Genomic DNA, 25,959 nt, shown 5'->3' on the forward strand with positions numbered 1-25,959 from the left:
GATCGGAGGGGTTATAGAGGAATTGTTTAGGACAGGGTTGCCTAAAAAATTTGATGCCAGCCATCGGAGGACTAAGGTAAACCTGCCCTTGCCTACCTGCTTATTTCTCTGAAAGGTTTGCAGCACATCATGAAGAGAATCCTGGCCGCTGTAGCGGCGACTACGCTGGTTTTCGGCGCAGCGGGCTGTTCTAGCGACTCCGCCGATAACGGCTCCAACGGGTCGAATGGTTCGAATGGGGCTTCGCAAGTAAACCAAGACGGCACAAAGGCGGAGAACTCGGCCCTGACGGTCCACGACGCCGCCGGACGCACCGTCGAGTTCGCGGAACAGCCGGAGCGCATCATCCTGGCGGAAGGCCGCAACACCTTCGTCACCTCGATTCTGTAAGACGACCCGTTCGAAAACGTCGTTGCCTTTGGCTCGGACCTGACCAAGGCCGCGCCAAAGTTCGAAGAAAAGCTCTACGAGCTGAACCCCGCGGCCAAGGACCTGCCGGAGATCGGCAACATCGCCAAGGGCGACGTGACCGTGGAAAACCTACTTGCGCAGGACCCAGACGTCGTGGTCATGTCCCTGGACCACAAGGACGGCGCGGAAAAGACCGGCTTCCTGGACGATCTGGATAAGGGCGGCATCACCTAAGTCTTCACCGACTTCCGCCAGAAGCCGCTGGAGAACACCACCACCTCCGTCAAGCTGCTGGGCGACCTGCTGGGTAAGACCGAGCAGGCCGAAAAGTTTAACGACTTCTACGAGGGCAAGGTCAAGGAAATCACCGACCGCGTTGCCGACGTCAAGGACGAGGACCGTCCGGAGGCGCTGGTTTGGACCGCGGCCGGCATGATGGACTGCTGCTCCGTTTCCGCGGACAAGAACTTCGGTTCCCTGCTGGACGCGCTGCACGCCAAGAACCTGGGCGAGGACATCACCTCGGCCGAGAACAACACCCTGACCGCTGAAAAGATGATTGAGATGCAGCCGGAGAACCTCATCGTTACCGGTGGCGAGTGGTCCGATGAGACGGACAAGACCCCGGACGTTCGCCACGTCCAGATGGGCTACCAGTCCAGCCCGGACAAGGCCCAGGAAACTCTGGACGGCCCGCTGGAGACCCCGGGCCTGGACCTGCTGGAGGCGCCGAAGAACGACAAGTACTTCGCCGTCTATCACCAGTTCTACGACAACCCGTTCAACGTCTTCGCCCTGGAGGCCTTCGCGAAGTGGCTCTACCCGGATAAGTTCGAGGACATGGACGCGGCCAAGGACTTCGAGGACTTCCACAAGGACTGGCTGCTGTTCGATTACTCCGGCGCCTTCTTCGCTCAGAATGGGGATAAATAACCGGCGATGGCGTTAATGCAAGCAACAGACCCAGACCGTCTCGGTCAGGCTCAGCCCGCTGTGGGCGAGGAGAACGCGGAGCTAAAGCAACTGGCCATCAAGGACTACCGATCGCGGGGGCGCCGGAAGGTGGTGGCCATCGTCGGGCTGTTCTTGCTCGCCTTCGTGGCCTTCGTCGTGGCGACCGTCGTCGGCCCCATCGACTTGGGCATCCGTGATCTCTTCTTTGCGCTGACCGGCTCCGACGGGGTAGATCAGCGCACCCACACGGTGCTCTGGCAGCTGCGCCTGCCCGCCTCCGTCATGGCCCTGCTGGTCGGCGCGGCCCTCGGCCTGTCCGGCGCGTTCATGCAGACCATCCTGGCCAACCCTCAGTTCAACCTCGCGCTGCTGACCTCCGTCTCCGCACTGCTGGCGGTTCTCGTGGTGGCCGCGGCATCCCTGTGGCGCGGCGCCAGCGCGGAGGTGATGATCCTGCTGGGCATCGCCCTGTCCTTCTTCTTCCAGGCCCTGCTGTCGCTGATGCAGTACGGCGCCTCCACGGAAGCCCTGCAGCAGATCGTCTTCTGGACCATGGGCTCCATGCAGCGGGCCAACTGGACCTCCAACGGCATCATCGGCGTGGTCCTGCTCGTTGCCCTGCCCTATGCGGCCGCCAGCGCGTGGAAGCTCACGGCACTGCGCCTGGGCGACGACCGGGCGGCATCGTTGGGCGTCAACGTCAAGGCCCTGCGGATTGTGACCCTGGTGGTCGCCTCGGTCCTGGCCGCCGCGGCCGTGGCTTTCGTCGGGATCATCGGCTTTATCGGCCTGGTGGGCCCGCACATCGCCCGCATGCTGGTGGGCGAGGATCAGGCCTTTTTCCTGCCCGCCTCGGTCGCCTCCGGCGCGGTCCTGCTGACCGTGGCTTACGCGGTCTCCATCTCCATCGTGCCCGGGGTGGCTAACCCGATTGGCATCATCACCGCCCTGGTGGGTGTGCCCTTCTTCGTCTTCCTCGTCTTCTCGCGGCGGAAGGGAAGGAGCTAGCCATGGCAATCACGGTTGACAACCTCAGCTTCCGCTACGGCAGGCACACCATCTTGGATGGCATATTTTTCGGGCCGATGAAGGAGGGCCGGGTGACCGGCCTGCTGGGCCCGAACGCCGCCGGCAAGTCCACGCTGCTCAACACCATCGCCGGACTCAAGCAGCCAGCGGGAGGCCGCGTGTACCTGACCCGGGGTGAGACCGAGCTGAGCAAGAAAGAACGGCGCACCGCTATCGGTTACGTGCCCCAGGACATCCTGGCGACGGCCTCGCTGACCGCGTTTGAGAGCCTCATGGTTACCGCCCGGCGCAGCCACCGCCCCGGGGTAGAACCGGTGCAGGCCAGCGCCGACACGCTGGAGCTGCTCGGCATCACCTACCTGGCTGACCGCCTGGTCTCCCAGGTGTCCGGCGGCCAGCGCCAGCTGGTCAGTGTGGCGCAGGTCTTGGTCGGCAACCCCGACATCCTGTTGTTGGACGAGCCCACCTCCGCGCTGGACCTGCGCCACCAGATCAAGCTGCTCAAGGTGGTACGCAGCGCCGTAGCCGACGGCGCGCGCCAGGCCGTCGTGGCCATCCACGACGTGAACCTGGCGGCCCGCTACTGCGACGACCTGCTGGTCATCAAGGGCGGCAAGGCTCTGGCCCACGGCAGCCCGACCGAGGTGCTCACGCCGGAACTCATCGCCCAAGTCTACGGCATCGAGGCCACGATCCTGGACGACGCCGGCACCCCGGTCATCTGCCCGGTATCGGCTTAAGCCTCCCGCCGGGCCCGACGGCATCGCGTGGGCCGAAGGATATTTTTTCTGCTCCACGATGGGCACCTCGCGCCCCAACGGCACCCAGGAGGGGACTATTCCTCCCCGGACGGCACCATGTACCGAGTGGACGCCGAGACAACCGAAGCCACGGCCGTTGCCCACCTGGATACCCCGGCCACCGGCATCGTCTTCGTCTAACCGGTCCTTCCACCGAGGACACCGGCTGGCCCGTAGGGGAAGGGAAAGTTTTCCATCGAAGTTGTTCCTTTCGAGAAAAAGCACAAACTTAGGCAATTAACTTTTCGTGTGTTCCGGAAAGGGAAAAGATCTTTTGCTGATCTCGTGCCATGACGTGGCCGCACTTGGAGTATGAGACTCGTCCTTGGGCCCCGACGCTAGACCGAGGACTCTCGCGGCGGCGTGTGCGGGAATACCGCAGTGCCCTTGTCCCGCGGATCGCGGAAAGTACTCCGTCCCTGGATACTGCTACCTGGGCGTTGCTTGACGCCGCGACTATCGCAGTCGCGAAATTCGAAGGGGTACACGCGCATGGCGTCGTCCCCTTCGCGCCCCTGCTTCTGCGATTGGAGTCGATGGCATCCAGCCGGATTGAGAACCTGACGTCCTCGGCCCGCAAGGTTCTGGAGGCGGAACTTACCGCCGCTGGGAGCCCTAACGCTCGACTCATCGTGGCGAATACTCGCTTGATGCGGGAAGCGATCGAAGAAGATTCACCTAGTACGGATGCCATCCGCGCCATGCACCGGGTGTTGCTCCGTGAGGATGCGCCGGAAATCGCCGGCGAGCTCCGCACCGAGCCGGTATGGATCGGCGGGCGGGAAGACTCGCCCCGTGACGCGCTGTTCGTCCCTCCCCACCAAGACCAGGTGAAAGAACTCCTGGGGGATCTGGAGGCCTTCATGGCTCGCACGGATATCCCGGCGCTCGCCCATGCGGCAGTGGCTCACGCTCAGTTTGAGACCATCCACCCCTTCGCCGACGGCAATGGGCGTACCGGCCGGGCGCTCGTCCACGTCATGTTGAAAAAGCACGGGCTATCGGGGCACTGCGCTGCCCGTCTCGGCCGGACTGCTGGCGCAGACGACAACCTATTTTGCCGCCCTAGATGACTACCGGGAGGGCAAGGTGGAGCCCATCGTGAAGCTCTTTGCGGAGGCAGCGGTCCAGGCGGCTGAGCAGGGCACCTGGTTGGCCCGCCAGCTGCGGGAGATTCAACGGGAATGGAAAGCCCGGCTTAACGCACGCGGAGATGCCCTGGCCTGGGACGTGCTCCCGTTGCTGTTGCGGCGTCCTGTCCTGACTGCGAGCGCGGTAGCCGAAGAGCTACATACGTCATCGCCTAACGCCCGCAATGCGCTGGACCGACTGTCCAAAGACGGGATCGTCGTGGCCGCCAACCTGGACAAAAGGACACGAGCGTGGCGCTCGCCGGAGGTCCTCGAGGTCCTGGACGAGTTCGCGGAGGCGGCGGGCCGCCGCAGCGACGCGCCGGACTAGAGCGCCGGATGCGCGGTGCTTGACTGCGGGCTTAGCGAGCCAGGGCGGTCTCCCAGAAACCGGCGGAGGCCAGCATGCAGGCCGCGCCGAAGAAGACGTGGCCTTCTTCCGGGACCTTCCCGGTTAGCAGCAGCGGAAGGTTGCCCGCCGGGGTGGCCAGGGTAGCGACCACGAATTCGTTGCCGGTCAGCTGGTTAGTGCGCTTCTGCGCGCTGCGGATAACCCCGCCTAGGCGGGCGAATGGGTTGACGTTGCCCGGGTGGAAGTCGCGGTAGAAGCGCTCGGTCGACGGCGAATAGAGCATGGACGGCGCGGCGGCATCGTAGGCGTCCTGAGACTCGCGCCAGTCCTCCACCGAGTCGTACAACGTGTAATCGGTGCCGGCAGCGGCCATGCGCAGCTCGGTGGCGCGCAGCTTGCGCCCGCCAGCGGGATTGCCGGCGGGCAGTGCGAAGGCCTCGTCCGAGGCGGCGGCGAACTGGTTGAAGACCTCTCCGTCGCCGGCGCGGCGCAGCTCCACCAGCGAAAGGTAGGGGCTGACCCGGTAGGTGGACGCGTCGACCGTGTTGTCGGAGCGGAAGCCCGGCAGGGTGGCCCACTCGCCTTCGTACTGCAGCGCGGTCATGCGCGCGCCGGACGGATCCTGGTAGGTCATGGCGGCGTCGAAGCCGTCCACCGGGATGGTCCGCTGCCCCGGGGCCTCCTGGATGAGCTCCAAAAGCTCGTCGAAATCACCGAATTCGAAACCCAGGGCGGCATAGACCCGGCCCATGGCCTCCTCGCGCATCAGAGCTCTACCACCGTGCGGCCGTGGCGGGTGCCCGCCAGCAGAGCCTCGCCGGCGTCGGCGACCTCGTCGATGCCGATGGTTGTGGTCAGGCTGTTGAGCACCTCGGCCGGCAGCTTGTCCGCCAGCAGGTCCCAGGCGCGCTGGCGGTAGTCCAGCGGAGCGTCGACGGAGTTTACGCCGGCCAGGATGACGTTGCGCAGGATGAACGGCAGCACGGTGGTCTCCAGCTTGGGGCTGGCGGCCATGCCCGTGGAGGCCACCACGCCGCCCCAGGTCACCTGGGCCAGGACGTTGGCCAGCACGTGGGAGCCGGCGGTATCTACCGCGCCGGCAAAGCGGGCCTTTTGCAGCGGCTTGCCGGCCTCCGCGAACTCTGCACGGTCCAGCACCTCGTCCGCGCCGAGGCTGCGCAGATAGTCGCCGTGTTCTGCCACGCGGCCGGTCAGGGCCGTGACGGAAAAGCCCAGCTGCTTGAGCAACACGACCGCAATCGAACCCACGCCGCCGGTAGCGCCCGTGACCAAGATCCGCGGCGAGTCATTGGGGGAAAGCCCGTGGTCCAGCAGAGAGTTCACGCACAGCGCGGCCGTGTATCCGGCAGTGCCGATGGCCGCGGCCTCCGCCAGGCTGAAGGCCTCCGGGACGGCGACGGTGGCCTCCGCGCGCACGCGCTGGCGGTCGGTGTAGCCGCCGTGGCGGAACTCGCCCAAGCCGTCGCCGTTGCAGACTACCTGGTCGCCCGGGTTAAAGCGCTCCGAGCTGGACTCTTCCACGGTGCCGACGACGTCGATGCCGGGAACCAGCGGGTTGGTGCGCATCACGCCCTTGTCCCCGTTCAGGGCCATGGCGTCCTTGTAGTTCAGGGAGGAGTGACTAACTGCGACTACGACGTCACCTTCGGTGTTGACCGAGTCCTGCTCGGACTCCTGCGAGTGTTGGACGGAGCCGTCATCGTTGCGAGTTACCCAAATAGTCATGTCCGCCATGTTATGCGCCCCACGGCTAATCTGCATTGTTAGAACGACCACCTTTTCTGAGGACTCAGGCTCCTGCCAGTGTCTCCCTTCCCGATTAGCAGGGCGCGCCGCTACGGTAGAGGACATGTCAGCCAACTACCGCCTCGCCGTCGCCGAGCCCACCGCCGCTCGGCCTCCTCATGCTGGATGCGGGCGTTTGGCCTTCAGCCTCGTCGTCATCCTCGCGATGGTGGGGCTGGTGACCCTGGCCAAGCCGTGGATTGAAATCCCCGGCCTCATCAACGGCCCGGCGCACGCGATCCGCAGCCTGGATTTGCAATTCCTGGATGGCTGGGAGACCCCGCCCATCTGGTACGGGCCGTACACCAATACCTTCGGCAATATCCTGCTGTTCGTGCCGGTGGGCGCCGCCTTCTACGCCCTGACCCGCGGCACCGGCCGCGCGGTGCTTCTGGGACTGGCCACCAGCCTGGGCATCGAGGTCATCCAGTACATTTTCGCGCTCGGTTACAGCGACGTCGATGATCTGCTGTTCAATACCATCGGCGCGGCGCTCGGCGGCATCTGGTTCGCCCGCTGCGATCACGCGGCGCGGACCCGCCTGTTGCGGCGCCTGACGCTGATAGCCGCCGTCGTCGCCGCCGTCATGCTCGCCGCCTTGGGTTACACCCTCCTGTGCGGTTAGGCGCGGACAATCTCCTCGATCGCGGCGACGGTCTGCTTAGCGAACGGAGAGACCCCCGTGATGGTGGCCGAGCCGGGGCCGGTCCAGCTGCCGTAACCCACCAGGAAAAGGCCGGGTACCTGGGCGTTTCCCTCGGCGACCAGGTGCCGGATGGGCCCCAGGGCCGGGCGGAAGCCCGTGCACCAGATGAGGTGGTCGTGGTCGAGCTCATCCAGCCGCCCGAAGATGGGCTGGGCGGCCAAGCGCCCGGCATCGCGCGCCGCCTTGACCGGCGGGACCATGACGATATCGCCGAGGGAAGACTCCGAACCCAAATCGGGGCGGCCCTCCTTCTGGGCCAGCAGCCGCGCGCGGCTGCGGTGGAAGAGAGCCCGACCGTCGATGTCATCTGGCATCCAACGCGGCGGCCGGTGCGTAAACCAGTCCACCCGGGCCGCGGTGCCCAGCAGGTCCGCGGCGATCTGGGCGCCGGAATTGGCCCCGCCCACCACGGTCACGCGCGCGCCGGCGAAGGGGGAAGCACCCGGGTACCACGCCGAATGCCACTGTTTCCCGGGGAAGTGCCCGGGGTAGAACGGGATAAACGGGCTGGACCACGTACCGGTCGCTGCCACGACGGTGCGAGCGGTAACCGTCGGGGCATCGCCGCCGCGGAGGGCCACCACGAAATAATCCTTGCCGCCCAAACCGTGGCTATCCTCGTGACTTGCGCTGCGGTGGTAGACCCGCGTGACAGTGACCGGGCGGTTGACCGGCAGATCGTAGCGCTTTTCGTAGGCGCGCAGGTAGTCCACCACGTGGCTGGCCGGCGGGTAGCCGGGGTAGGCGGGCATCGGCATACCCGGCAGGTTCGAGGCCGTCGCCGGGCTGAACAGGCGCAGCGAGTCCCAGGTGTGCTGCCAAGCCCCGCCCGGGGCGGGCTCGGCGTCGAGGATCCGGAAATCAAGGCCGCGCTTGTGAAGGTAGTAGCCGCAGGCGAGCCCGGATTGCCCGCCGCCGATAACCAGGCAGTCGAGCATTAGATGACCTTCAATTCCTGAGCCCGGTGGATGGCTGCGGTGCGGGTGTCCACGCCCAGCTTCTGATAGATGTGGATCAGGTGCGTTTTCACCGTCGCCACGGAGATAAACAGCTGGCCGGCCAGCTCCTTGTTGGACGCGCCCGTGGCCAGCGCCCGCAGGATTTCAATCTCGCGGGCTGAGAGCGCCTGTTGCCCGCGGCCCAGCCTATCGGCGAGCATCTCGGCTACCTCCGGGGACAGCGTGCGGCGGCCGGAGGCCGTGTCCAGCACCGCCTGGTGGAGCTCCTCTTCCGGCGAGTCCTTCAGCAGGTAGCCCCGGGCGCCGGCCTCCAGGGCGGCGACGATGTCGGCCTCCGTGTCATAGGTGGTCAGGATGAGCACCGGCGGCCCGCCGCGCTCCACCACCCGCTGGGTTGCCGTAATGCCATCCACGCCGGGCATCTGGATATCGCAGACGATGACCTCGACCTGCGGGTCTAGGTCATCGACCGCGGAGCCGTCCGCGCCCTCGGCCACGACATCGATGTCGTCGAAGCTGTCCAAAATGGCGCGCAGGCCCGCGCGGACCACGGGGTGATCATCAATCAGCATCACTGCCACCATGGTGCTCGTCCTCCTCGTCTACTCGTGCGTCCGCGACCGAGTCGCTACTACTGTGTGCCCGTTTCTGCCATGCCGGGGGCTGGTTCAGAAACCGGGCCGGGGCGTTGGGCCTGGGGCGCGTGCTGGCTGGTCAGGGGAATGCTGACTGCCAGGGCGGTGCCGGCGGCGCCGGTGGATTCTAGGCTCAGGCTACCTCCTAAATCCTCCACGCGGCGGGCCAGCCCGCGCAGCCCGTAGCCGAAGTGCCCGTCCGCACCGTCGCCGTCATCGACGACGTCGACGGTCACCGCGTCCTTAAACAGCCCCAGGGTGACCACTGCGCGGGAGGCGTGGGCGTGCTTGACCACGTTGTTGAGGCCCTCCTGCACGCAGCGCAGGGCGGCGGAGTAGACCGGCTCCGGAAGGGCGGCGGCCAGGCCGTGGGTGTGCAGCTCAAAGGCGGTGGGCTCCCCCAGCGCCTTGCCGCGGCGCCGCATCCGCGCCAGCACCTCGGCGGCGGCCTCCGGGAGGGGGCGGGCGGAATCCGCCGCCGTCAGGTCCCGCACGAAGCGCCGGGCCTCGGCCAGGTTCTCGCGGGCCACGGACTCGATGGTGGACAGGCCCTCCTGGGCGCTGTCCGGGGCCTGCGCGCGGGTGGCGCGGGCTAGCAGCACGATGGAGTTCAGCCCCTGGGCCACGGTGTCGTGGATTTCCCGGGACAGGCGCTCGCGCTCCTCCAGCCGGCCGGCCTGGTGCTCGGCGGCGGCGAGCTCCTCGCGGGTCGCGCGCAGCTGCTCGGCCACCTTCCGGTGGTGGTCCGCCTCGCGCGCCAGGGCCCGGTAGGAGTAGTAGATGGCCACGGCGAACAAGGTGCCGATGGCCGGCCCGATGGCCGCGGCCACCGTCCAGTCCGCCGGGTGAAGCCAGGCCGGCACGAAGGCCGCCACCGCCCAGGCGCCCGCCACGGCCACCAGGCCGGGCACGGTGGGAAGCAGGTGCAGGTACAAAAACGCCAGCGGGAATTCCAGCCACAAAAAGTCCGGCGTGTGCACGACCAGCCCGAGCCACAGCAGCGTGACCAGCGCCAACCAGCCATAGCGGGTGGCCCGGCGCAGCGGCACGCCCCGCTTTTCCTGCCAGGTGCCGGCGACGTAGACCACGGCCAAGACGCCCGCCAACAGGACGGCGCGGTAGTCCAGGCGCCCGTCCACGCCGGCGCGCAGCACGCCAAAGCCCAGCAGGAAAGCGAACATGACGTGCAGGCCCACGCGCAGCCCACTCAATACGGAGTCGAATCCAAACTTCACAGCGATCCACGCTAGTCGGGCCGGAGGTTGATTTTCATCAACCAGTCGGTTGACTGGCAAATCAACCGCCGCCCCGATTACTTTCTGAGCTGGGCAAACCATGATGAAAGTATGTTCTTAGCACTTCGAGATATCGCCTATGCCCGCGGCCGGTTCGCGCTGATGACCGCAGTCGTCGGGCTCATTACCCTATTGCTCGTCATGCTGAGCGGACTCACCGGCGGCCTCAGCAAGCAAAACACCTCCGCCCTGGAGGCGCTCGACCCGGCCGGCGTGGTCTTCAGTAGCGACGAGCCCTCGTTCAGCGACTCCCAGGTGGACCGGGACTTCGCCGCCGACTACCCCGGTGCCACCGCCCTGGGAGTAAGCCAGACCCGGATCGCCTCCGGCGAGGAGGCCGGCACCGTCGCGGTGATGGGCCTGCCCGAAGGCAGCCTCGTCCCCGGCACCGAGACTCCGGTGAAATCCGGGCAGCTGCAACTGTCCGAGACGGCCGCCGAGGACGTCGCCGCCTCCGCCGGGGAGATGCTCCAGGTAGGCGGGGAGGACGCCCGGGTCGCCGGGACCGTCCCGGACGAGTTCTACTCTCACTCCCCCGTTGCCTGGACCACCACGGAGACCTGGCGCGAGGTCGCGCACGCCCCGCAGGACGTTGTCGGCACTGTCCTTCTGACCGAGGACGCCGACGCGCCGGGCGCGGTCTCCCTCAAGGATGCCCTCGGCGGGCTGGCCAGCTACCAGTCGGAGCGCGGCTCGCTGCTGACCATGCAGGGCTTCCTCTACGCCATCTCCGCGCTGGTGACCGTCGCTTTCCTTTCCGTATGGACCATCCAGCGCACCCGCGACCTGTCCATCCTGCGGGCACTCGGCGCCGACGGTTCCTACCTGCGCCGCGACGCGCTCGGCCAGGCTGCCGTGGTCCTGGGGCTGGGCACGGTCCTCGGCGCCGTCGTGGGCTGGGGGCTGGGCGAAGCCGCGGCCCAGGCGCTGCCGTTTGAACTGTCCATCAACACCGTGCTGGTGCCCGCCGTGGGCATCTGGCTGCTCGGCTTGGCGGGGGCGGCGCTGGCTACCCGCAAGGTCTCCCGTACCGATCCGATGCTGGCTCTAGGAGGGGCTGCCTAAGATGAATTACCCACTTGATCTACGCAATATCACCGTCACCTACCCCGATGGCCCGACCGTGACCACTGCCCTCGACGCCGCGGACCTGCAGGTTCCGGCCGGCCAGGTCACCGCGCTCGTCGGCGAGTCCGGCTCCGGCAAGTCCACCCTGCTGTCGGTGGGCGCCGGGCTGGTGGTCCCGGACAGCGGGAGCGTGCGCGTCGCGGGCACCGATCTCACCGATGCCCCGGACAAGCTGCGCTCTCAAACCCGCCGCAACCACATCGGCATCATCTTCCAGCAGGCCAACCTCATCGCCTCCCTGACCGTGCGCGAGCAGCTCGAGATTGTAGATCACATCAGCGGGCGCAAGCGCCGCCCGCACCACGCCGACGAGCTCCTCGAGCAGGTCGGCCTGGGCGGACTGGGCGGTCGCCGCATGCAGCAGCTGTCCGGCGGCCAGCGTCAGCGCGTCAACATCGCCCGCGCCCTGATGGCCGACCCGGAAGTCCTGCTAGCGGATGAGCCGACCAGCGCGCTGGACTCTAAGCTCAGCCAGCAGATCATGGACCTTGTGATCCGGCTTACCCGCGAGCGCGATCTCGCCACGGTGGTGGTTACCCACGATCGGGGCTTGGCCGCCGAGTGCGACGCCGTAGTGGAGGTCAATGACGGAAAGGTTAAGGAGACGATAGTAACCTAGTTCGGGTCATGTTAAAACGCCCACGTAAAGCACGTGTAGTCCCCACCGCGTATCCCCGGATGCCGCAGTGGGGACCTGCGCATATCACCATGCTGGCCGTCACGGTCGCCGCCTGCGGCGTGTTCATCGTGGCCGCACGGCGCGTGCGCGGCACCAGCAAGGAATCCTTCCTGCGGAAGATGACCGGCTGGGTCATGCTCGTCGCCGGCACCGCCTGGACGATTATCTCCCTGGACCCGAAGCAGTTCGACGTTCGGGAGTCGCTGCCGCTGCACCTGTGCGACGTCCTGCGGCCTGTGCTGGCCATAGGTCTCATCACGGAGAACGAGCGGGCGCTCAACCTCACGTATTTCTGGGGGATTATCCTCAACCCGCAGGCAATCATCACCCCGGACGTGATCTATTACTTTGAGCCGAAGTGGCTGCGCTTTGCCACCTACTGGTTCTTTCACATCACTGCGCTGGCCACTCCCCTGGCGCTCACCTTCGGCCTGGGATACCGCCCGACCTGGGCCGGGTACCGCTCGGCCGTGGCCACCACCCCGGTCTGGATGGCCACCGCCATGCTGGTCAACCGCTTTACCGACGGAAACTACGGGTTCTTGAACCACCCGTCGGGCAGCCGCTCCATCATCAACTACCTGGGCCCGTGGCCCTTCTATATCGTCTCCGAGATCCTCGCGGTGGGCGCGGCCTGGGCCGCGCTGACCGCGCCGTGGCAGCTGCCCAACCTGCGCCGCCGCACCCGGCCTATCGGCCCGAAGGGCCTGGTCTGCAAGCTACTGGCGCGCAAGTAGCCGCGCGACAGCCGCGGGGATGGCGGCGGCTATCTGGCCCGCGGTTGCTACCGATACCCCGTACTCCGTCGTCGCCGCGATCTCCGCGGCGTGGACGTGGATGGTCGCCGCGTGGGTGATGGACTCCATGCTCATGCCCTCCAGCGCCACTTGCGCGCCGAGGATCCCGCTGAGTACGTCGCCGGAGCCGGCCGTGGCGGCCAGCGAATGGCCCGCGTTGATGCCGACCGGGGTGGTACCGGCGCTTTCCGGGCCCACGACGGTGGTGATCCGGCCCTTGTGCAGCACCCAACAGTCCAATGCCCCGGCGAGAGCCTCCTGCGCCTCCAAGCGCCCGGCGGGCTTTTCGCCCTGCACGCAGCCGGCGTAGAGGGCGTCGAATTCCGCCGCGTGCGGGGTCAGCAGGACCGCCGGGTGCGCGCGGACCAGGCTTTGCAGGCGCGGGCTTTCGGCCAGCTGCCGCAGGCCGTCGGCGTCGATGACCACCGCGCACTCGGGGCGCTGCAGCACCGCCTCCAGCTCCTTTCCGGCCGCCTTTGCCCTACCGGGGCCGACCACCCAGCTATCGACGCGGGCGTCCGTCCCGGTGGCCGAGATAATCTCCGGGAAGCGCTGCGTGGCGCCGGGGTTGTTGAGGACCTGAACCATGGATGGCGTTGTGCGCAGGGCGCCGGCCGCGGCGAGCACCCCGGCGCCCGGGTAGCGCCGGCTGCCGGCGCATATCCCGGTCACCCCGCCGCTGTACTTGTGGGAGTGGATGCCGGGGCGGGGATCCGGGGTGGGGCCGGTAGTTTCCGCAGGGCACAGAAATGGAGACTCCCAAACATGGCCGCTGCCCACGGTGGGTTCGCTCGCTAGATAGGCGTCCGGGGTATGCCGGCCGAGCGCCTCGGCGAAGCCGGGCACTTCGCCGACGATGACCTCGCCGCACTCGGCCGCCACGGCCTGGCCCAGCCGGCCTCCGCCGAAGGTGACGGTGACGTCGGCGCAGACCGCGTTGTCCGCGGCCACTCCCGAGTCGGCGTCTACCCCGGTGGGCATGTCGACGGAGAGAACCTGCGCGCCGGCCAGCAGGCCGTGCACGTCCGCGTCCAGGCCGCGGGCCGAGCCTAGCCCGGCGACGGCGTCGATGACCAGATCGAACTGCCCCGGCTGCGGCCCCTTGCGCTTGATGGTGACGCCCGCCTCCTTCGCGGCGGCCAGGGCCCGCGGCTGGGCGGAGCCAGTGACCAGCAGGGCCTCGACCGAGCGGCCGAGCTGCGCTAACAGGGCGCCGGCGTAGAGTCCGTCGCCACCGTTGCCCCCGGAGCCGGCCAACACCAAGATGCGTCCGGAGGCCGACATCGCCGCCGCGGTGCGGGCGACGGCCTGGGCGGCGGCGCGCATGACGTGGTCCGGCTCGGGCTCGGCGGCGAGCAGTTGCTTCTCGGCGGCGCGTACAGCGGCAGTGCTATAGGTGGGTAACATGCCTCCAGCCTAGGCTGGCTGGCAGCTCGGGCACCAGAAAAGATTGCGGGATTCCAGCGCGCGCTCGGCAATCGGGGTGCCGCAGACGTAGCAGCCTAGGCCGGCCCGGCGGTAGACATAGACCTCTCCCCCGTGATCGTCCTGGCGCGGATCGCGTCCCATCGCCTCCGGGGTGTGCTCGTCGCGGACGGTGTCGATCCGGCCGCGCTCCACGCCTACCTGCATGAGGAAGACCAGATCCGCCCAGAGGGCATCGAAAGCCGCACGGTCTAGCTCCTGGCCGGGAAGGAAAGGGCTAATGCCCTGCCGGAAAAGGGCCTCCGCGCGATAGATATTGCCTACCCCGGCGAACAGGTGCTGGTCCATCAGCAGCGAAGCAATGCTGCGCCGGGAACGGTGCACCTTCTCCCAGACCACCTCGGGGTTCGCGTCCGCGCGCAGCGGGTCCTCGCCCACCTTGGTCAGGCGGGCGGCGTAGTCCTCCTCGGTGATAAGCCGGCAGAACTGCGGGCCACGCAGGTTGGCCGCCAACCCGTCGGTGGCGATCCGCAGCCGGATTTGTCCCCAGACGTCTTCTGCCGGCTCGAAGCGCAGGGAGCCGATAAGCCCTAGGTGGATGTAGATGATGTGCTCCGGCTGCGGTGCGTCGAAGTGCACGAAGAGGTGCTTGCCGAAGGTCTCGGCCCAGTCGATTTCGCACCCGTCTAGCTGCGCGGCTTCGGCGGCGAAGCGACCCTGGGGGCTGGTGACCTGCAGCGCGCGGTGTCGGAAATCCCGGTTGAGGCGGTTGGCTAGACGGTGGATGACGTGACCTTCGGGCATAGTTTCCCAGTCTAGTCGGCCTAGTCGGCAGGGCACTCACGGCCGCCGGCCGTGGCTGGTGACGGAACTCATATTTCCTTATAACATCGTCGTTTCCTGTACGCCGCCGCGGGTTTCTCCGCTGCGCACAGTGTTAACATCAGGAAGGTCCAAGGTGGACCGGACAATTGCGGACGAGATACCGTTTATGCAATTTCATAACTTCGGTGCTATCTGCGGTACTCTGGCGGGCGCTCGACGCCGTCCGAGAGGGTTGACGTCGGGTACGGGCGTGGCGGTTGTTGGGTAAGAGCGGCAACTGTCGGATGCGCCTATTCTTGGAGAGAGGCGAACGGCGCCGCCGACCCATATTCCTTTCCGTGGGTGGCGGCGCCGTTTGACATATCCGGGTCTCCCCTGGCGCCCAGTTCTCCCCCGGCGTCCGGATGTCCCCCCCAGCGCAAAGAAGATGAGAAATTTTTGGGCCTCGTTATAGGGTGACTAGGATTTCTATGACTTTTAGCTCGGGGTTGGGTAGACTGTAGCGGCGTACATAAATCGATAAGACGGCAGTGACGCCGCCCATGCTGATGGAGCAAGAAGGGCCATTTATGACGCACGCACTTGGATTCGACCGCGAAAAATACATCCAACTCCAGTCCGAACACATCAGCGCCCGGCGGCGTGACATCGGGGGAAAGCTTTACCTGGAGATGGGCGGCAAGCTTTTTGACGATATGCACGCCTCCCGCGTGCTGCCCGGATTCACCCCAGACAACAAGATCGCCATGCTGGAGCACATCCGGGACGAGGTGGAAATCCTCATCTGCATTAACGCCAAGGACATCGCCCGCCAGAAGGTGCGCGCTGACCTGGGCATCCTCTACGAAGACGACCTGCTGCGCCTGGTCGACGTCTTCCGCGAGCGCGGTTTCTTGGTCAACAACGTGGTGATGACCCAGCTGGAGGACGGCAACGGCCCGGCCGAAACCTTCATCGACAAGCTGGAGCGCTTGGGGCTTAAGGTCGCCCGGCACCACATCATTCCCGGTTACCCGACCGACACGGACCTGATCGTCTCCGGAGAGGGGCTGGGGCGCAACGAATTCGCCGAGACCACCCGGGACCTCGTGGTGGTCACCGCGCCGGGGCCGGGCTCCGGCAAGCTGGCCACCGCGCTGAGCCAGATTTACCACGAGCACCAGCGCGGCGTGCAGGCCGGCTACGCCAAGTTCGAGACCTTCCCCGTCTGGAACCTGCCGCTCGAGCACCCGGTCAACCTAGCCTACGAGGCCGCGACCGTGGACCTGAACGACTCGAATATCATCGACCACTTCCACCTGTCGGCCTACGGGGAATCCACCGTGAATTACAACCGCGACGTGGAGGCCTTCCCGCTGCTCAAGTCGCTGCTGCAGCGCCTGACGGGCCAGACCCCCTACCAGTCCCCCACGGATATGGGCGTCAACATGGCCGGCCTGTGCATTACTGACGACGCCGTCTGCTGCGCCGCCTCCCAGCAGGAGATCATCCGTCGTTACTTCAAGGCCCTGGTCGAAGAAGCCCGCGAGGGCCTGGATTCCACCCAGTCCGACCGCGCCGCGGTCATCATGGCCAAGGCCGGCATCCGCGTCGAGGACCGCCCGGTGGTCGAGCCGGCGCGCCAGCGCGCCCAAGAGACCGGCGACCCGGCCTCCGCGCTGGAGCTGGCCGACGGCACCATCATCACCGGCCGCACCTCCGCGCTGCTGGGCTGCTCGGCGGCAATGCTGCTCAACGCGCTCAAGCACCTGGCCGGAATCGAAGACGAGATCCACCTGCTGTCCCCGGAGGCCATCGAGCCGATCCAGACGCTCAAGACCAAGCACCTGGGCTCCCGCAACCCGCGCCTGCACACCGACGAGGTGCTCATCGCCCTGTCGACTTCGGCCGCCAAGGATGACAACGCCCGCCGCGCCCTCGAGCACATCAAGGAGCTGACCGGTTGCGACGTCCACACCACCACCATCCTGGGCTCGGTCGACGAAGGTATCTTCCGCAACCTGGGCGTCCTGGTGACCTCGGACCCGATTTTCGCCCGTAAGAAGGGCCTGTACCACAAGCGCTAAGCCGCAGGTCAACAATTCGGATTTTGCCGGTGCCCCGCCTAAAATTCAAAGGCGTGAGCATCGGCAAAATTCTCCTGTACTACTGCTTTACCCCGCTCAAGGACCCGAAGGCCATCATGCTGTGGCAGCGGGACTTGTGCGAATCCTTGGGGCTTAAAGGCCGCATCCTGGTCTCCGAGCACGGGATCAACGGCACCGTAGGCGGGGACATGAACGCCTGCAAGCGCTACGTGCGCAAGACCCGCGACTACCCCGGCTTCAAAAAGATGGCCTTCAAGTGGTCGGAGGGCTCCGCAGACGACTTCCCGCGGCTGTCGGTGAAGGTGCGCGACGAGATCGTGGCCTTCGGCGCGCCGGAGGAACTGCAGGTCGACGAGGACGGCGTCGTGGGCGGCGGGGTCCACCTGCGCCCGGAGCAGGTCAACGAACTGGTCGCCGAGCGGGGCGACGACGTCGTTTTTTTCGACGGCCGTAACGCTATGGAGGCCGAGATCGGCAAGTTCAAGGGCGCGGTGGTGCCGGACGTGAACACCACGCACGACTTCATCAAGGAGCTCGAGTCCGGCAAATACGACTGGATGAAGGACCGGCCCGTCGTGTCCTATTGCACCGGCGGCATTCGCTGCGAGGTTCTCTCCGCCCTGATGAAAAACCGCGGTTTCAACGAGGTCTACCAAATCGATGGCGGGATCGTGCGCTACGGGGAGAAATACGGCAACGACGGCTTGTGGGAAGGATCGATGTACGTCTTCGACAATCGCATGCACCACGAATTCGGCATCGGCACCGAGGATCCCGGCTTTATCCAGCTGGGCCACTGCGTGCACTGCGGGGCCGGGACGAATACCTTCCACAACTGCATCAACGAGGACACCTGCCGGCGCCAGGTCCTCATCTGCGACGACTGTGTCCAGCACACCGAGACTCAGCACTGCGGCCGGCCCGACTGCGCGGCGGTGGCCGCCCGTGGCGCGGAGAACGCGGACAACTAGCCCGGCTGGGCCATCGAGTACCCGCGCCCCGGCGGTGGGTTTTTTAGTTTAGGGCGGCGCGGGTGGGGACGGGGGAGGCATCCGGCAGGCTAGCGGTGTCCGGATCTACCCCCACGGTATGGTCCTTGGGGGTACAAATCGCCGCCCCTGGTGAATAAGGCTGGGGAGTTATCCACAGGTATCTGTAGAATTCTCCCTCACCTTTGCTTTCGCCGTCGAAGTATCCACCGGGCGCTGTGGATAACTTCCCGGTTTTCTGACCTGCGGTTTTAATAAGTGCAGGTCAGGGGTGTTTTAAAGGTGTGAATACTTTAAAGAAAATCGTGAATAACTTTCCTACCTGCGGGGACGGGGAGTCACATTCGCACTGTATATTTTTTGTAACAGTCCGCGCCCAGCGGAAGTTATCCACAGGAAGGGGAGGTTTATCCACAGTCGTTCACGGTCCGGCTCGTGATTGCGGGAGTCGCGGTTGCCGGCGGGGTGGGGAAACGGGGGGATGTTCTGAGAGTGGGCATGCAAAAAGGCCCTGGGAGCGGAATCCCACCTCACATAGGATCGCCGGCCCCAAGGCCTTAAAGCTGCTGTTGTCTTTGGGTCTATGGTTTGACCGTCGAGCGCCTAATTAGGCAGCTACGACCGAGAAGTTCACCTTGCCGAGAACGTCAGCGTGCAGCTGGAGCTCGACCTGGTAGTTGCCGGTCTTCTTGACCAGGCCCTTGGGCATCTTGACGATGCGCTTGTCCAGGTTCGGGCCGCCAGCCTTCTTCACGGCGTTGACGATGTCCTCAGCGTTCACGGAGCCGAAGAGCTTGCCCTTCTCGGAGGTCTTAACCTCAACCGTGACGTCGTTGAGCTGTTCGAGCTGATCGCGGATCTCACGAGCGTGGTCCAGGTCGCGGATTGCGCGAGCTTCCTGGGCGCGCTTGATGCCCTCGATCTGCTTTTCTGCGCCGCGGGTGGCAACGATGGCCAGCCCGCGCGGCAGCAGGTAGTTACGTCCGTAGCCGTTCTTAACCTCAACAATTTCGCCGGGGGCGCCGAGGTTCTCAACGGCAGCGGTGAGGATCAGCTTCATGATCCCTGCCTTTCAATTGAGTCGTTTATTCGATGATTACTGCGCACTTAATTAGAACGGGGGTTCATCATCAGCGCCGGAGAAGCCTCCGGCCTGAGGTGCAGAATTCCACGGATCGTTGTCCTGCGCGGACTGCTGGTTGCCGCCAAAGCCACCATGGCTGAAACCGCCCTGGTTGCCCTGGTTGCCGCCGAAGCCGCCCTGGTTTCCGCCCTGATTGGAGCCGAAGTTGTTGGAACCCGAGTTGCTTCCGCCCTGGTTGTTGCCAAAGTTGCCGCTGCCGCTCTCACGCGGGTTGCGGTGAACCTGGGCCTTGGCGTACTTCAACGAGGGGCCAACCTCATCAACGTCAATCTCGAAGACGGTGCGGTTGTCACCGTCACGGGTCTGGAAACTGCGGGCTTTCAGGCGGCCGTTGACAATAACGCGCATGCCCTTGGTCAGGGTCTCTGCGACGTTTTCCGCCATGTTGCGCCAGGCGTTGCAGGTCAAGAACATAGCTTCGCCGTCTTCCCATTGCTGTTGCTGCGCATTGAAGTAACGCGGGGTAGAGGCCACCCGGAAATTAGCTACGGGTGCGCCAGACGGGGTGAAACGCAATTCCGGATCGGCGACGATATTGCCTACTACGGTGATTGGGGTGTCTCCCTGTGCCATGTTCTTCAACTCCTTTTCGTGGAAACTGTAGTTTTTACAAACCCCAGTATCCGCTATTTAGCGTCTGTGCGCAGAACCTTGGTACGCAGAATGGCGTCGTTCAGGTTCAAACGGCGATCGAGCTCGAGTACCGAGTGGGCCTCGCACTCCAAGTTGACAACGGCGTAGATGCCCTCTTCCTTCTTGTTGATGGGGTAGGCCAAGCGACGCTTGGTCCAGACATCGACGTTTTCAACCTTGCCGCCGTCCTTGCGGACGGAGTCGAGGAACTTGTCTAGGGACGGGGTTACGGTGCGCTCATCCTGGCTAGGATCCAGAATGATCATTACTTCGTAGTGACGCACGGACCTCATCACCTCCTATGGTCTAGTAAATGGTTTTCGGCCACATCACCTTTGCGGATGTGGCAGGAGGGTACGTTGCGTCAAGCAACCCCACCACAGTACCGCATTCGGGGCCCAAAACTGAAATCTAGCCGCCCTGGGTAGCGGCGAAAAACACCGCGCTGCCGGCGGGCACGAGCGTGAGGAAAACCAGTGCCAATAGGCCCAGGACGATGGGCGCGGTGCGCTGGCCCTTCTGCTGGTAGAGGTAGTAGGCCGTGCCAACACTGGCGAAGCCAATGACGATAGAGATAATGCCAATAATGGTGATGAGCATGATTAATCCACCGGTTGCAGGGGATCGGAATACGGACGGTCGGGGTGGCTGCGGCGGACGGCATCGTCGGCGCTGCCGCGCATCTGCCGCAGCACCAGCACGACCATGGTTATGATGAGGCTGTCGCGCGCCAGGATGGCGGTGTCCAGCAGCTCGTGGGGGATGCCGCCGTTCTCGGCGCCCAGCATGTGCCACATCAGAAGAGGCCAGACGGCAAACTCGGCCCAGGCCCACGCGGTAATCAGCCGCCAGCGCGGCACGGCCAGCACCGCCGGGATGAGCAGCCACAGCGAGTACTGCGGCGACCACACCTTGTTGACCAACAAGAACGCGGCCACGATGAGGAAGATGAGCTCGGCCACCCGCGGGGTGCGGGAAGCCTTCAGGCCCACGACCAGGATGGACAGGCACATGGCGGCGAAGAGCCCGAAGGAGATTACATTGAGCACGCCGGGGGAGAGGTTGAAAGCGGTGTTGCGGGCCAGCAGCGCGTAGACGGTGGTCCACTCCCAGGACCGCTCCGAGTTGAGGCGGAAGAATTCGCCCCAAGCCGCCGGGTAGGCCAGCCCCACCGGCAGGTTGACTGCCAGCCAGGTCACGGCCGCAGTCCCCAGCATCACGCTGAAGGGCCGCCAGGACTTCGTTCGGATGGCCAGCACCAGGTAGGCGCCCAGGACGTAGAGCGGCCAGAGCTTAACCGCGGTGCCTATGCCTATCCAGAACCCAGCCCAGCCCGTCCGGGAGCGCTGGAAGGCGAAAACGGCGGCGACCATGCAGAAGATGGAGGGGATGTCCCAGTTCGTGAAGGCGTGGACGATAACCAGCGGGCTAGCCGCGATAAGCAGCGTGTCCCAAAAGCGGTTGCCCACTAGTCGCATCACGAGCGTGATGGCCGCGACCCAGAGGATGGACATGGTGAGGGCGGTTAGCGCGAAATACCAGCCGGCGGCCGGGATGCCGGCCCAGATCACCAGCGGGTGGGTCGCGCGCGCCACAGCCGCGATAGCGCCTTGGAACAGCCCGGCCATCACCGGGTATTCCATGTAGCGGGTAACGCCGTCCTCGACCCAGGAGAAGGCGTAAGGGAAGCCGCCCTGGTCGAGGCCGCGCCCGGCAAAAAGCGGCACGATGTCGTTGTAGCAGGCGGAGGTGTAGTGCCGGTTGCCGGACCAGTTGAGCTGGACCGCGCCGTCGACGTCCCGGACGCCGCCCGCGCAGTTGGCCTTGGCCAGAAACCCGAGGGCGAGGAATACCCACGCGACCGCGATGACGGCGCGGGTCGGGGTCATCCAGTGCGGGCGCGGGCGGGCAAAGCGCCCGGCCGGCCCGCCCAGGAAGTCGACGATGCCGCGCGCCGTGGGCTCCGCGCTCAGAGGCACCCAGGGGCGCCGGCGGTCGCGGCAAACGGAGGTCGCGGGGGCGGGGCCTGCCTGCGGGGCCGGGGCGGTGTCGTCCATGTGTTTTAGTACTCCTCCGCCTCGACGCCTAGCCCAGGATGTCGGCTAGGCCGCCCTGGGGGTCTTCGAGGAAGTCCTCCAGCGAGGGGTTGCCGTCGCCGCCGCCGTTACCGCCGCCATTGCCGCCGGACGGGGCGTTGCCGCCGCCCCCGCCGGGGTTCTCATTCGGGTTGCGGCTTGGCTCGGCCGGGGCCGGCTGCGCGGGCTGTTCTTCCTCGCCCTCGGCCGGGGCTTCTTCGACGCCCTCCGAGTAGGTCGGGGTGTAGGTGTCCTCCGTCGGGGCGTAGTAGGTCGCGCCGCCACCGGCGCCGCCGGTGCCGTAGCGCACGGGCGCGGCCTGCGGGAAGGTCTCGTAGTCGGCCTCGGCCAGCGAGGTGTCCAGGATGGACTTCCAGATCTGGGTCGGGGCGCCGGCGCCGTACATGTTGCCGCCGTAGGCGTTGAAGATGGCGTCGGTGTTCTCCGCGGTACCGACCCACACGGCGGTGGCCAGCTGCGGAGTAGCACCCACCATCCAGGTGTCCTTGTTGTAGCCGGTGTCGCCCAGCTGGGCGGTACCGGTCTTGGAGGCGGACTCACGCCCGCCCGCCAGGGCGCCGTTCGACCAGGCGGCCACCGGGCGCATGGCGTCGATGACGTTGTTGGCTACCTGCTGGCCGACGCGGCGCTCGCCCTTGTCCGTCGGGTGCTCGTAGAGAACCTCGCCGCTGATGGTCTCGACCTTCTCGACGAAGTGTGGGTTGTGCCACACGCCCTGATTGGCCAGGGTGGCCATGGCGATGGCCATGTCCATCGGGCGGGACTGGTACTGGCCCAGAACGATGCCTTCGTAGGGCTGCTTGCCGTTCTCGGTCAGGGTCTTCTCAATCCCTGGCAGGGAGCGGGCCACGCCCAGGGCGTGGGCCATGTCCGCGGTGTCCTGCGTGGTGTTCTTCAGGTCCTCCTGCAGGCGGATGAAGGAGGTGTTGTAGGACTTCTTGGTCGCCTCGCGCAGGGAGCACACGCCGCAGCCGCTGCCGTTGACGTTGTTGACCACCTGCGAGCCGGGCAGCTGGTACGGGGCCGAGGAGTAGTTGGTATCCAGCGAGATGCCTTGCTGGAGGCCGGCCGCCAGGGCCATGATCTTGAACGTCGAGCCGGTCTGCAGCGGGGCGTTGGCGTAGTCCCAGCCGTGCTCCTCGTGGCCGCCGAAGTAGCCGCGGATAGCGCCGGTGGACGGCTCGATGGTCACCGCCGCCGCGCGGGCGTCGTCCTGGAGCGGGGCCAGGTTGGTGTCCACGGCGTCGATGCCGGCGTTCTGTACGTTCATGTCGATGGTCGTGGTGATCCGCAGGCCCCGGGTGTTGACGTCCTCTTCGGTGATGCCGACCTCGCCCAGCTCCCGGATGACCTGGTTCTTGATGTGGCCGTTGGCGCCGGGGGCCTCCGTGTAGGCGGAATACTCGCCCTGCTCGCGGGTCTGCGGCATTTGCATGCCGGCGCGCTCCGCGGCGTCGAGCTCGCCCATGTCGACTAGGCCGTCCATGACGTAGTTCCAGCGGGCCTGTGCCGCGTTTTCATCCACCGCCGGGTCCAGGGCGCTGGGCGCCTGGATGACGCCGGCTAGCAGGGCGGACTCCTCGACCGTCAGGTCCTCGACGTTCTTGTCGAAGTAGGCGTTGGAGGCGGCCTGGATGCCGTAGGCGTTGCGGCCGAAGTAGACGGTGTTGAGGTAGGCGTTGAGGATGTCTTCCTTGGACCACTCGTTGGTCATCTTGATCGAGTAGATGAGCTCGCGCGCCTTGCGCACGTAGGAACGCTCGTCGCCGACCAAGGTGTTCTTCACGTACTGCTGCGTGATGGTGGAACCGCCGCCTGCGGAGGAGTCGCCGGTGATTTCACCGAGCGCGGCGCGGGCGAAACCGCTCAGGGAAAAACCGGAGTTGGTCCAGAATTCGCGGTCCTCGGCTGCCAGGGCAGCGTTTTCCGTGTGATCCGGAATCTCGTCGAGCTTGACCTGGCTACGGTTGCCCTCCGGGGGCACGATGCGCGCCAGCTGCGTCGACGAGTCATTGGCGTAGATATAGGAGATCTGGTTGTTAGTCAGCTCCTCCGGCTCCGGGACGTCGTACTGTGCGTAGGCGTACGCGAAAATCGCCAGGGGAAGAAAGACGATTACGCCGACGACCGCGAGGACGATCCACGGCCAACGGCGCTTGTTTTTCGCCTGGCCAGCGGAGGCTGGTTTAGCCGCGCCCTGGTCATCGCGGGTGCGGGATCCACTTTTGTCAGTCACTGCGACCTTAGCCCTTACTTAACTTGTAAACCTAGACTTCAATATTCGCAGCTTACCGGCTAGTGGGGTCCGCAGAAAACTAACACGCACAACTCACAGCTTTGGTCAAGCTGTGCGGTGCCGGGCTTCCGCCGTTTCCAGTAGGTAATTCCACCGGCACGCCGGGCATACCTCCACGGTATGCACGGTGAATTCCAAGCCTTTGGCCGCGAATTCGGCGATCTCGCTCAGCCGCCGCGCGCTGCCGGCCCGGCGCCCCAAACTATCCCCGTAGACCCACCGGGTCAGCCGCATGCTCTCCGCCCCGCAAACCGGGCACGCCTTGGGCAGGTCGACCCCATGGTGCTGGGCGGCGGCGCGCAGGAGGAAATCGGCGTCGCAGACCTCCTCGCGCAGGATCCGCCCCGCCCGCAGATTGCGGATGCACTGGGCGCGCTCCCACTGGTGGGAGACCGCCTGGGTGAACACGAGTCCGGCCATCAACTGTCCCTTCCTGTCTCAATGCCCCGGCGTCGGGAAACGGAAAGCTATCGTTCCGGCGGCCGGTGGCGCCCCAATCTAGTGGGGTTTGCGCCATCTTGATCGATCCACTTGCTGTCTAGCCCACAACCGCGCTGGGCCGCGGCCTAAGCTCAGCGATGTGAACCGGCGGCACCCTGCCGCCTTTGAACCTCAGTCACATTTTTCAGCCGAACCAAGGAGTTAGACCCGACCGTGAATGGAAAAGTCAAAGTCGCCATCGTAGGCGTCGGCAACTGCGCCACCTCCCTCATCCAAGGCGTGGAGTACTACCGTAACGCCGCCGAGGACGAGAATATTCCCGGCCTCATGCACGCACGGCTAGGCGACTACCACGTCGGCGACATAGAATTCGTCGCCGCCTTCGACGTGGATGCCGCCAAGGTGGGCGCGGACCTGGCCGCCGCCACCCGCGCCTCCCGTAACTGCACCATCACCATCGCCGAGGTCTCGGACCTGGGGGTTACCGTCCAGCGCGGTCCCACCCTGGACGGGCTGGGCACGCACTACCTGGACAGCATCGAGGAATCCGCCGAGCCGGCCGTCGACGTCGCCCAGGTCCTGCGTGAGTCCGGGGCGAAAGTGCTGGTCAGCTACCTGCCCGTGGGCTCGGAGGAGGCCGACAAGTTCTACGCCCAGGCGGCTATCGATGCCGGCTGTGCCTTCGTTAACGCCCTGCCCGTGTTCATCGCCTCCGACCCGGAGTGGGCCAAGAAGTTCACCGACGCGGGCGTGCCCATCGTCGGCGACGACATCAAGTCGCAGGTGGGCGCCACCATCACCCACCGCGTCTTGGCCAAGCTCTTCGAGGACCGCGGCGTGCGCCTGGATCGCACCATGCAGCTCAACGTCGGCGGCAACATGGACTTCAAGAACATGCTGGACCGCAGCCGCCTGGAGTCCAAGAAGATCTCCAAGACGCAGGCGGTGACCTCCAACCTGCAGTCCGGCCCGCTGAGCGGCAAGAAGGAGGACCGGAACGTCCACATCGGCCCGTCGGACTACGTGGAGTGGCTGGACGACCGCAAGTGGGCCTACGTCCGCCTGGAGGGTTCCGCCTTCGGTGAAGTCCCGCTCAACCTGGAATACAAGCTGGAGGTCTGGGACTCGCCGAATTCCGCCGGTATCATCATCGACGCGGTGCGCGCGGCCAAGATCGCCCTCGACCGCGGCCTGGGCGGGCCGATCCTGCCGGCCAGCTCCTACCTGATGAAGTCCCCGCCGCAGCAGCTGCCGGACGACATCGCGCGTGCTCAGCTGGAGGAATTCATCCGCGGCGGGCAGTCCTAGCCGGGGAAGCGGGGGAGCGGGGAAGGTGTTAACG

28 protein-coding genes are annotated in these 25,959 nt (G+C 65.8%); 14 read left to right on the plus strand and 14 right to left on the minus strand.

All coding sequences use genetic code 11. From position 1 onward, the window contains the following. Nucleotides 1–129 precede the first annotated feature (129 nt). The 7 genes from QQS52_RS08975 to QQS52_RS09005 all read left to right on the plus strand — a co-directional run bounded on the left by QQS52_RS08975 (nt 130) and on the right by QQS52_RS09005 (nt 4,655). Nucleotides 130–390, plus strand: a complete 261-nt coding sequence (locus QQS52_RS08975) for a hypothetical protein (protein ID WP_472773540.1) — start codon at nt 130–132, stop codon at nt 388–390. 282 nt (nt 391–672) lie between these two features. Beyond that, nucleotides 673–1,344 (plus strand): ABC transporter substrate-binding protein, encoded by a 672-nt coding sequence (locus QQS52_RS08980; protein ID WP_472773577.1) that lies wholly within the window; start codon nt 673–675, stop codon nt 1,342–1,344. Nucleotides 1,345–1,350: 6 nt separating this feature from the next. Beyond that, nucleotides 1,351–2,373, plus strand: coding sequence for a FecCD family ABC transporter permease (locus QQS52_RS08985; RefSeq protein ID WP_472773541.1), 1,023 nt, complete (start codon nt 1,351–1,353; stop codon nt 2,371–2,373). Between the two features lie 2 nt (nt 2,374–2,375). Continuing rightward, nucleotides 2,376–3,134, plus strand: coding sequence for an ABC transporter ATP-binding protein (locus QQS52_RS08990; RefSeq protein WP_472773542.1), 759 nt, complete (start codon nt 2,376–2,378; stop codon nt 3,132–3,134). Nucleotides 3,135–3,161: 27 nt separating this feature from the next. Next, nucleotides 3,162–3,335 (plus strand): hypothetical protein, encoded by a 174-nt coding sequence (locus QQS52_RS08995; protein WP_472773543.1) that lies wholly within the window; start codon nt 3,162–3,164, stop codon nt 3,333–3,335. A 395-nt stretch (nt 3,336–3,730) separates the two neighbouring features. Next, complete coding sequence (locus QQS52_RS09000) at nt 3,731–4,267, plus strand: Fic family protein (protein WP_472773544.1); 537 nt, start codon at nt 3,731–3,733, stop codon at nt 4,265–4,267. Between the two features lie 16 nt (nt 4,268–4,283). Beyond that, nucleotides 4,284–4,655: a hypothetical protein gene (locus QQS52_RS09005; protein WP_472773545.1), complete on the plus strand. Its 372-nt coding sequence runs from the start codon at nt 4,284–4,286 to the stop codon at nt 4,653–4,655. 31 nt (nt 4,656–4,686) lie between these two features. Here QQS52_RS09005 and QQS52_RS09010 read toward each other — a convergent pair whose 3' ends face one another. Together QQS52_RS09010 and QQS52_RS09015 are read right to left on the minus strand one after the other, a co-directional pair. Further along, the gene (locus tag QQS52_RS09010; protein ID WP_472773546.1) at nt 4,687–5,442 is read right to left on the minus strand and encodes a hypothetical protein; all 756 of its coding nucleotides are present in this window, start codon (nt 5,440–5,442) and stop codon (nt 4,687–4,689) included. Next, the gene (locus QQS52_RS09015; protein WP_472773547.1) at nt 5,442–6,422 is read right to left on the minus strand and encodes an MDR family oxidoreductase; all 981 of its coding nucleotides are present in this window, start codon (nt 6,420–6,422) and stop codon (nt 5,442–5,444) included. Before QQS52_RS09015 ends, QQS52_RS09010 begins: the two co-directional genes overlap by 1 nt. Nucleotides 6,423–6,618: 196 nt before the next feature. On the opposite strand from QQS52_RS09015, the gene QQS52_RS09020 reads away from it, so the two are divergent. Next, a complete protein-coding gene (locus QQS52_RS09020) occupies nt 6,619–7,107 on the plus strand; it encodes a VanZ family protein (RefSeq protein ID WP_472773548.1) in 489 nt (162 codons plus the stop codon). Here QQS52_RS09020 and QQS52_RS09025 read toward each other — a convergent pair. The 3 genes from QQS52_RS09025 to QQS52_RS09035 are packed head-to-tail and all read right to left on the minus strand — an operon-like array spanning nt 7,104 to nt 9,963. Continuing rightward, the gene (locus QQS52_RS09025; protein ID WP_472773549.1) at nt 7,104–8,126 is read right to left on the minus strand and encodes an FAD-dependent oxidoreductase; all 1,023 of its coding nucleotides are present in this window, start codon (nt 8,124–8,126) and stop codon (nt 7,104–7,106) included. The genes QQS52_RS09020 and QQS52_RS09025 overlap by 4 nt on opposite strands. Then, nucleotides 8,126–8,731 (minus strand): response regulator, encoded by a 606-nt coding sequence (locus tag QQS52_RS09030; RefSeq protein WP_472773550.1) that lies wholly within the window; start codon nt 8,729–8,731, stop codon nt 8,126–8,128. Before QQS52_RS09030 ends, QQS52_RS09025 begins: the two co-directional genes overlap by 1 nt. 47 nt (nt 8,732–8,778) lie before the next feature. Continuing rightward, entirely contained in the window at nt 8,779–9,963 is a 1,185-nt protein-coding gene (locus QQS52_RS09035) for a sensor histidine kinase (protein ID WP_472773578.1), read from the minus strand. Nucleotides 9,964–10,128: 165 nt separating this feature from the next. Here QQS52_RS09035 and QQS52_RS09040 point away from each other — a divergent pair, with 165 nt between their 5' ends. The 3 genes from QQS52_RS09040 to QQS52_RS09050 are packed head-to-tail and all read left to right on the plus strand — an operon-like array spanning nt 10,129 to nt 12,621. Then, the gene (locus QQS52_RS09040) at nt 10,129–11,142 is read left to right on the plus strand and encodes an ABC transporter permease (protein WP_472773551.1); all 1,014 of its coding nucleotides are present in this window, start codon (nt 10,129–10,131) and stop codon (nt 11,140–11,142) included. Nucleotide 11,143: 1 nt separating this feature from the next. Next, nucleotides 11,144–11,824: an ABC transporter ATP-binding protein gene (locus QQS52_RS09045; protein WP_472773552.1), complete on the plus strand. Its 681-nt coding sequence runs from the start codon at nt 11,144–11,146 to the stop codon at nt 11,822–11,824. Between the two features lie 59 nt (nt 11,825–11,883). Next, complete coding sequence (locus QQS52_RS09050) at nt 11,884–12,621, plus strand: YwaF family protein (RefSeq protein ID WP_472773553.1); 738 nt, start codon at nt 11,884–11,886, stop codon at nt 12,619–12,621. Here QQS52_RS09050 and QQS52_RS09055 read toward each other — a convergent pair. Both QQS52_RS09055 and QQS52_RS09060 read right to left on the minus strand, forming a co-directional pair. After that, the gene (locus QQS52_RS09055) at nt 12,604–14,088 is read right to left on the minus strand and encodes a bifunctional ADP-dependent NAD(P)H-hydrate dehydratase/NAD(P)H-hydrate epimerase (protein ID WP_472773554.1); all 1,485 of its coding nucleotides are present in this window, start codon (nt 14,086–14,088) and stop codon (nt 12,604–12,606) included. The two genes, QQS52_RS09050 and QQS52_RS09055, sit on opposite strands and share 18 nt — an antisense overlap. Before the next feature lie 9 nt (nt 14,089–14,097). Continuing rightward, nucleotides 14,098–14,910: an Fpg/Nei family DNA glycosylase gene (locus QQS52_RS09060; RefSeq protein WP_472773555.1), complete on the minus strand. Its 813-nt coding sequence runs from the start codon at nt 14,908–14,910 to the stop codon at nt 14,098–14,100. A 590-nt stretch (nt 14,911–15,500) separates the two neighbouring features. Here QQS52_RS09060 and QQS52_RS09065 point away from each other — a divergent pair. Beyond that, nucleotides 15,501–16,997, plus strand: a complete 1,497-nt coding sequence (locus QQS52_RS09065; protein ID WP_472773556.1) for a DUF1846 domain-containing protein — start codon at nt 15,501–15,503, stop codon at nt 16,995–16,997. 53 nt (nt 16,998–17,050) lie between these two features. After that, on the plus strand, nt 17,051–17,989 hold the full coding sequence (gene trhO / locus QQS52_RS09070; RefSeq protein ID WP_472773557.1) for an oxygen-dependent tRNA uridine(34) hydroxylase TrhO: 939 nt from the start codon (nt 17,051–17,053) through the stop codon (nt 17,987–17,989). A 625-nt stretch (nt 17,990–18,614) separates the two neighbouring features. On the opposite strand, the gene rplI is transcribed toward trhO, so the two are convergent. The 7 genes from rplI to QQS52_RS09105 all read right to left on the minus strand — a co-directional run bounded on the left by rplI (nt 18,615) and on the right by QQS52_RS09105 (nt 24,596). Further along, the gene (rplI, locus tag QQS52_RS09075) at nt 18,615–19,067 is read right to left on the minus strand and encodes a 50S ribosomal protein L9 (protein WP_070768785.1); all 453 of its coding nucleotides are present in this window, start codon (nt 19,065–19,067) and stop codon (nt 18,615–18,617) included. Between the two features lie 51 nt (nt 19,068–19,118). Further along, nucleotides 19,119–19,724, minus strand: coding sequence for a single-stranded DNA-binding protein (locus QQS52_RS09080; RefSeq protein WP_472773558.1), 606 nt, complete (start codon nt 19,722–19,724; stop codon nt 19,119–19,121). Between the two features lie 53 nt (nt 19,725–19,777). Continuing rightward, nucleotides 19,778–20,068 carry a 30S ribosomal protein S6 gene (rpsF, locus tag QQS52_RS09085; RefSeq protein WP_472773559.1) on the minus strand — a complete coding sequence of 97 codons (291 nt, stop codon included), beginning with the start codon at nt 20,066–20,068 and terminating at the stop codon, nt 19,778–19,780. A gap of 127 nt (nt 20,069–20,195) precedes the next feature. Further along, on the minus strand, nt 20,196–20,384 hold the full coding sequence (locus tag QQS52_RS09090) for a hypothetical protein (RefSeq protein ID WP_290223745.1): 189 nt from the start codon (nt 20,382–20,384) through the stop codon (nt 20,196–20,198). Between the two features lie 2 nt (nt 20,385–20,386). Continuing rightward, a complete protein-coding gene (locus QQS52_RS09095; RefSeq protein ID WP_472773560.1) occupies nt 20,387–21,841 on the minus strand; it encodes a glycosyltransferase family 87 protein in 1,455 nt (484 codons plus the stop codon). 28 nt (nt 21,842–21,869) lie between these two features. Beyond that, the gene (locus QQS52_RS09100; RefSeq protein WP_472773561.1) at nt 21,870–24,116 is read right to left on the minus strand and encodes a transglycosylase domain-containing protein; all 2,247 of its coding nucleotides are present in this window, start codon (nt 24,114–24,116) and stop codon (nt 21,870–21,872) included. 105 nt (nt 24,117–24,221) lie between these two features. Then, nucleotides 24,222–24,596: a DUF5318 family protein gene (locus QQS52_RS09105; protein WP_472773562.1), complete on the minus strand. Its 375-nt coding sequence runs from the start codon at nt 24,594–24,596 to the stop codon at nt 24,222–24,224. A 234-nt stretch (nt 24,597–24,830) separates the two neighbouring features. Between QQS52_RS09105 and QQS52_RS09110 the strand changes: the two genes are divergently transcribed. After that, nucleotides 24,831–25,925 (plus strand): inositol-3-phosphate synthase, encoded by a 1,095-nt coding sequence (locus QQS52_RS09110; protein WP_472773563.1) that lies wholly within the window; start codon nt 24,831–24,833, stop codon nt 25,923–25,925. Nucleotides 25,926–25,959: the final 34 nt, after the last annotated feature.

The organism is Corynebacterium sp. 1103A (genome assembly GCF_055700955.1).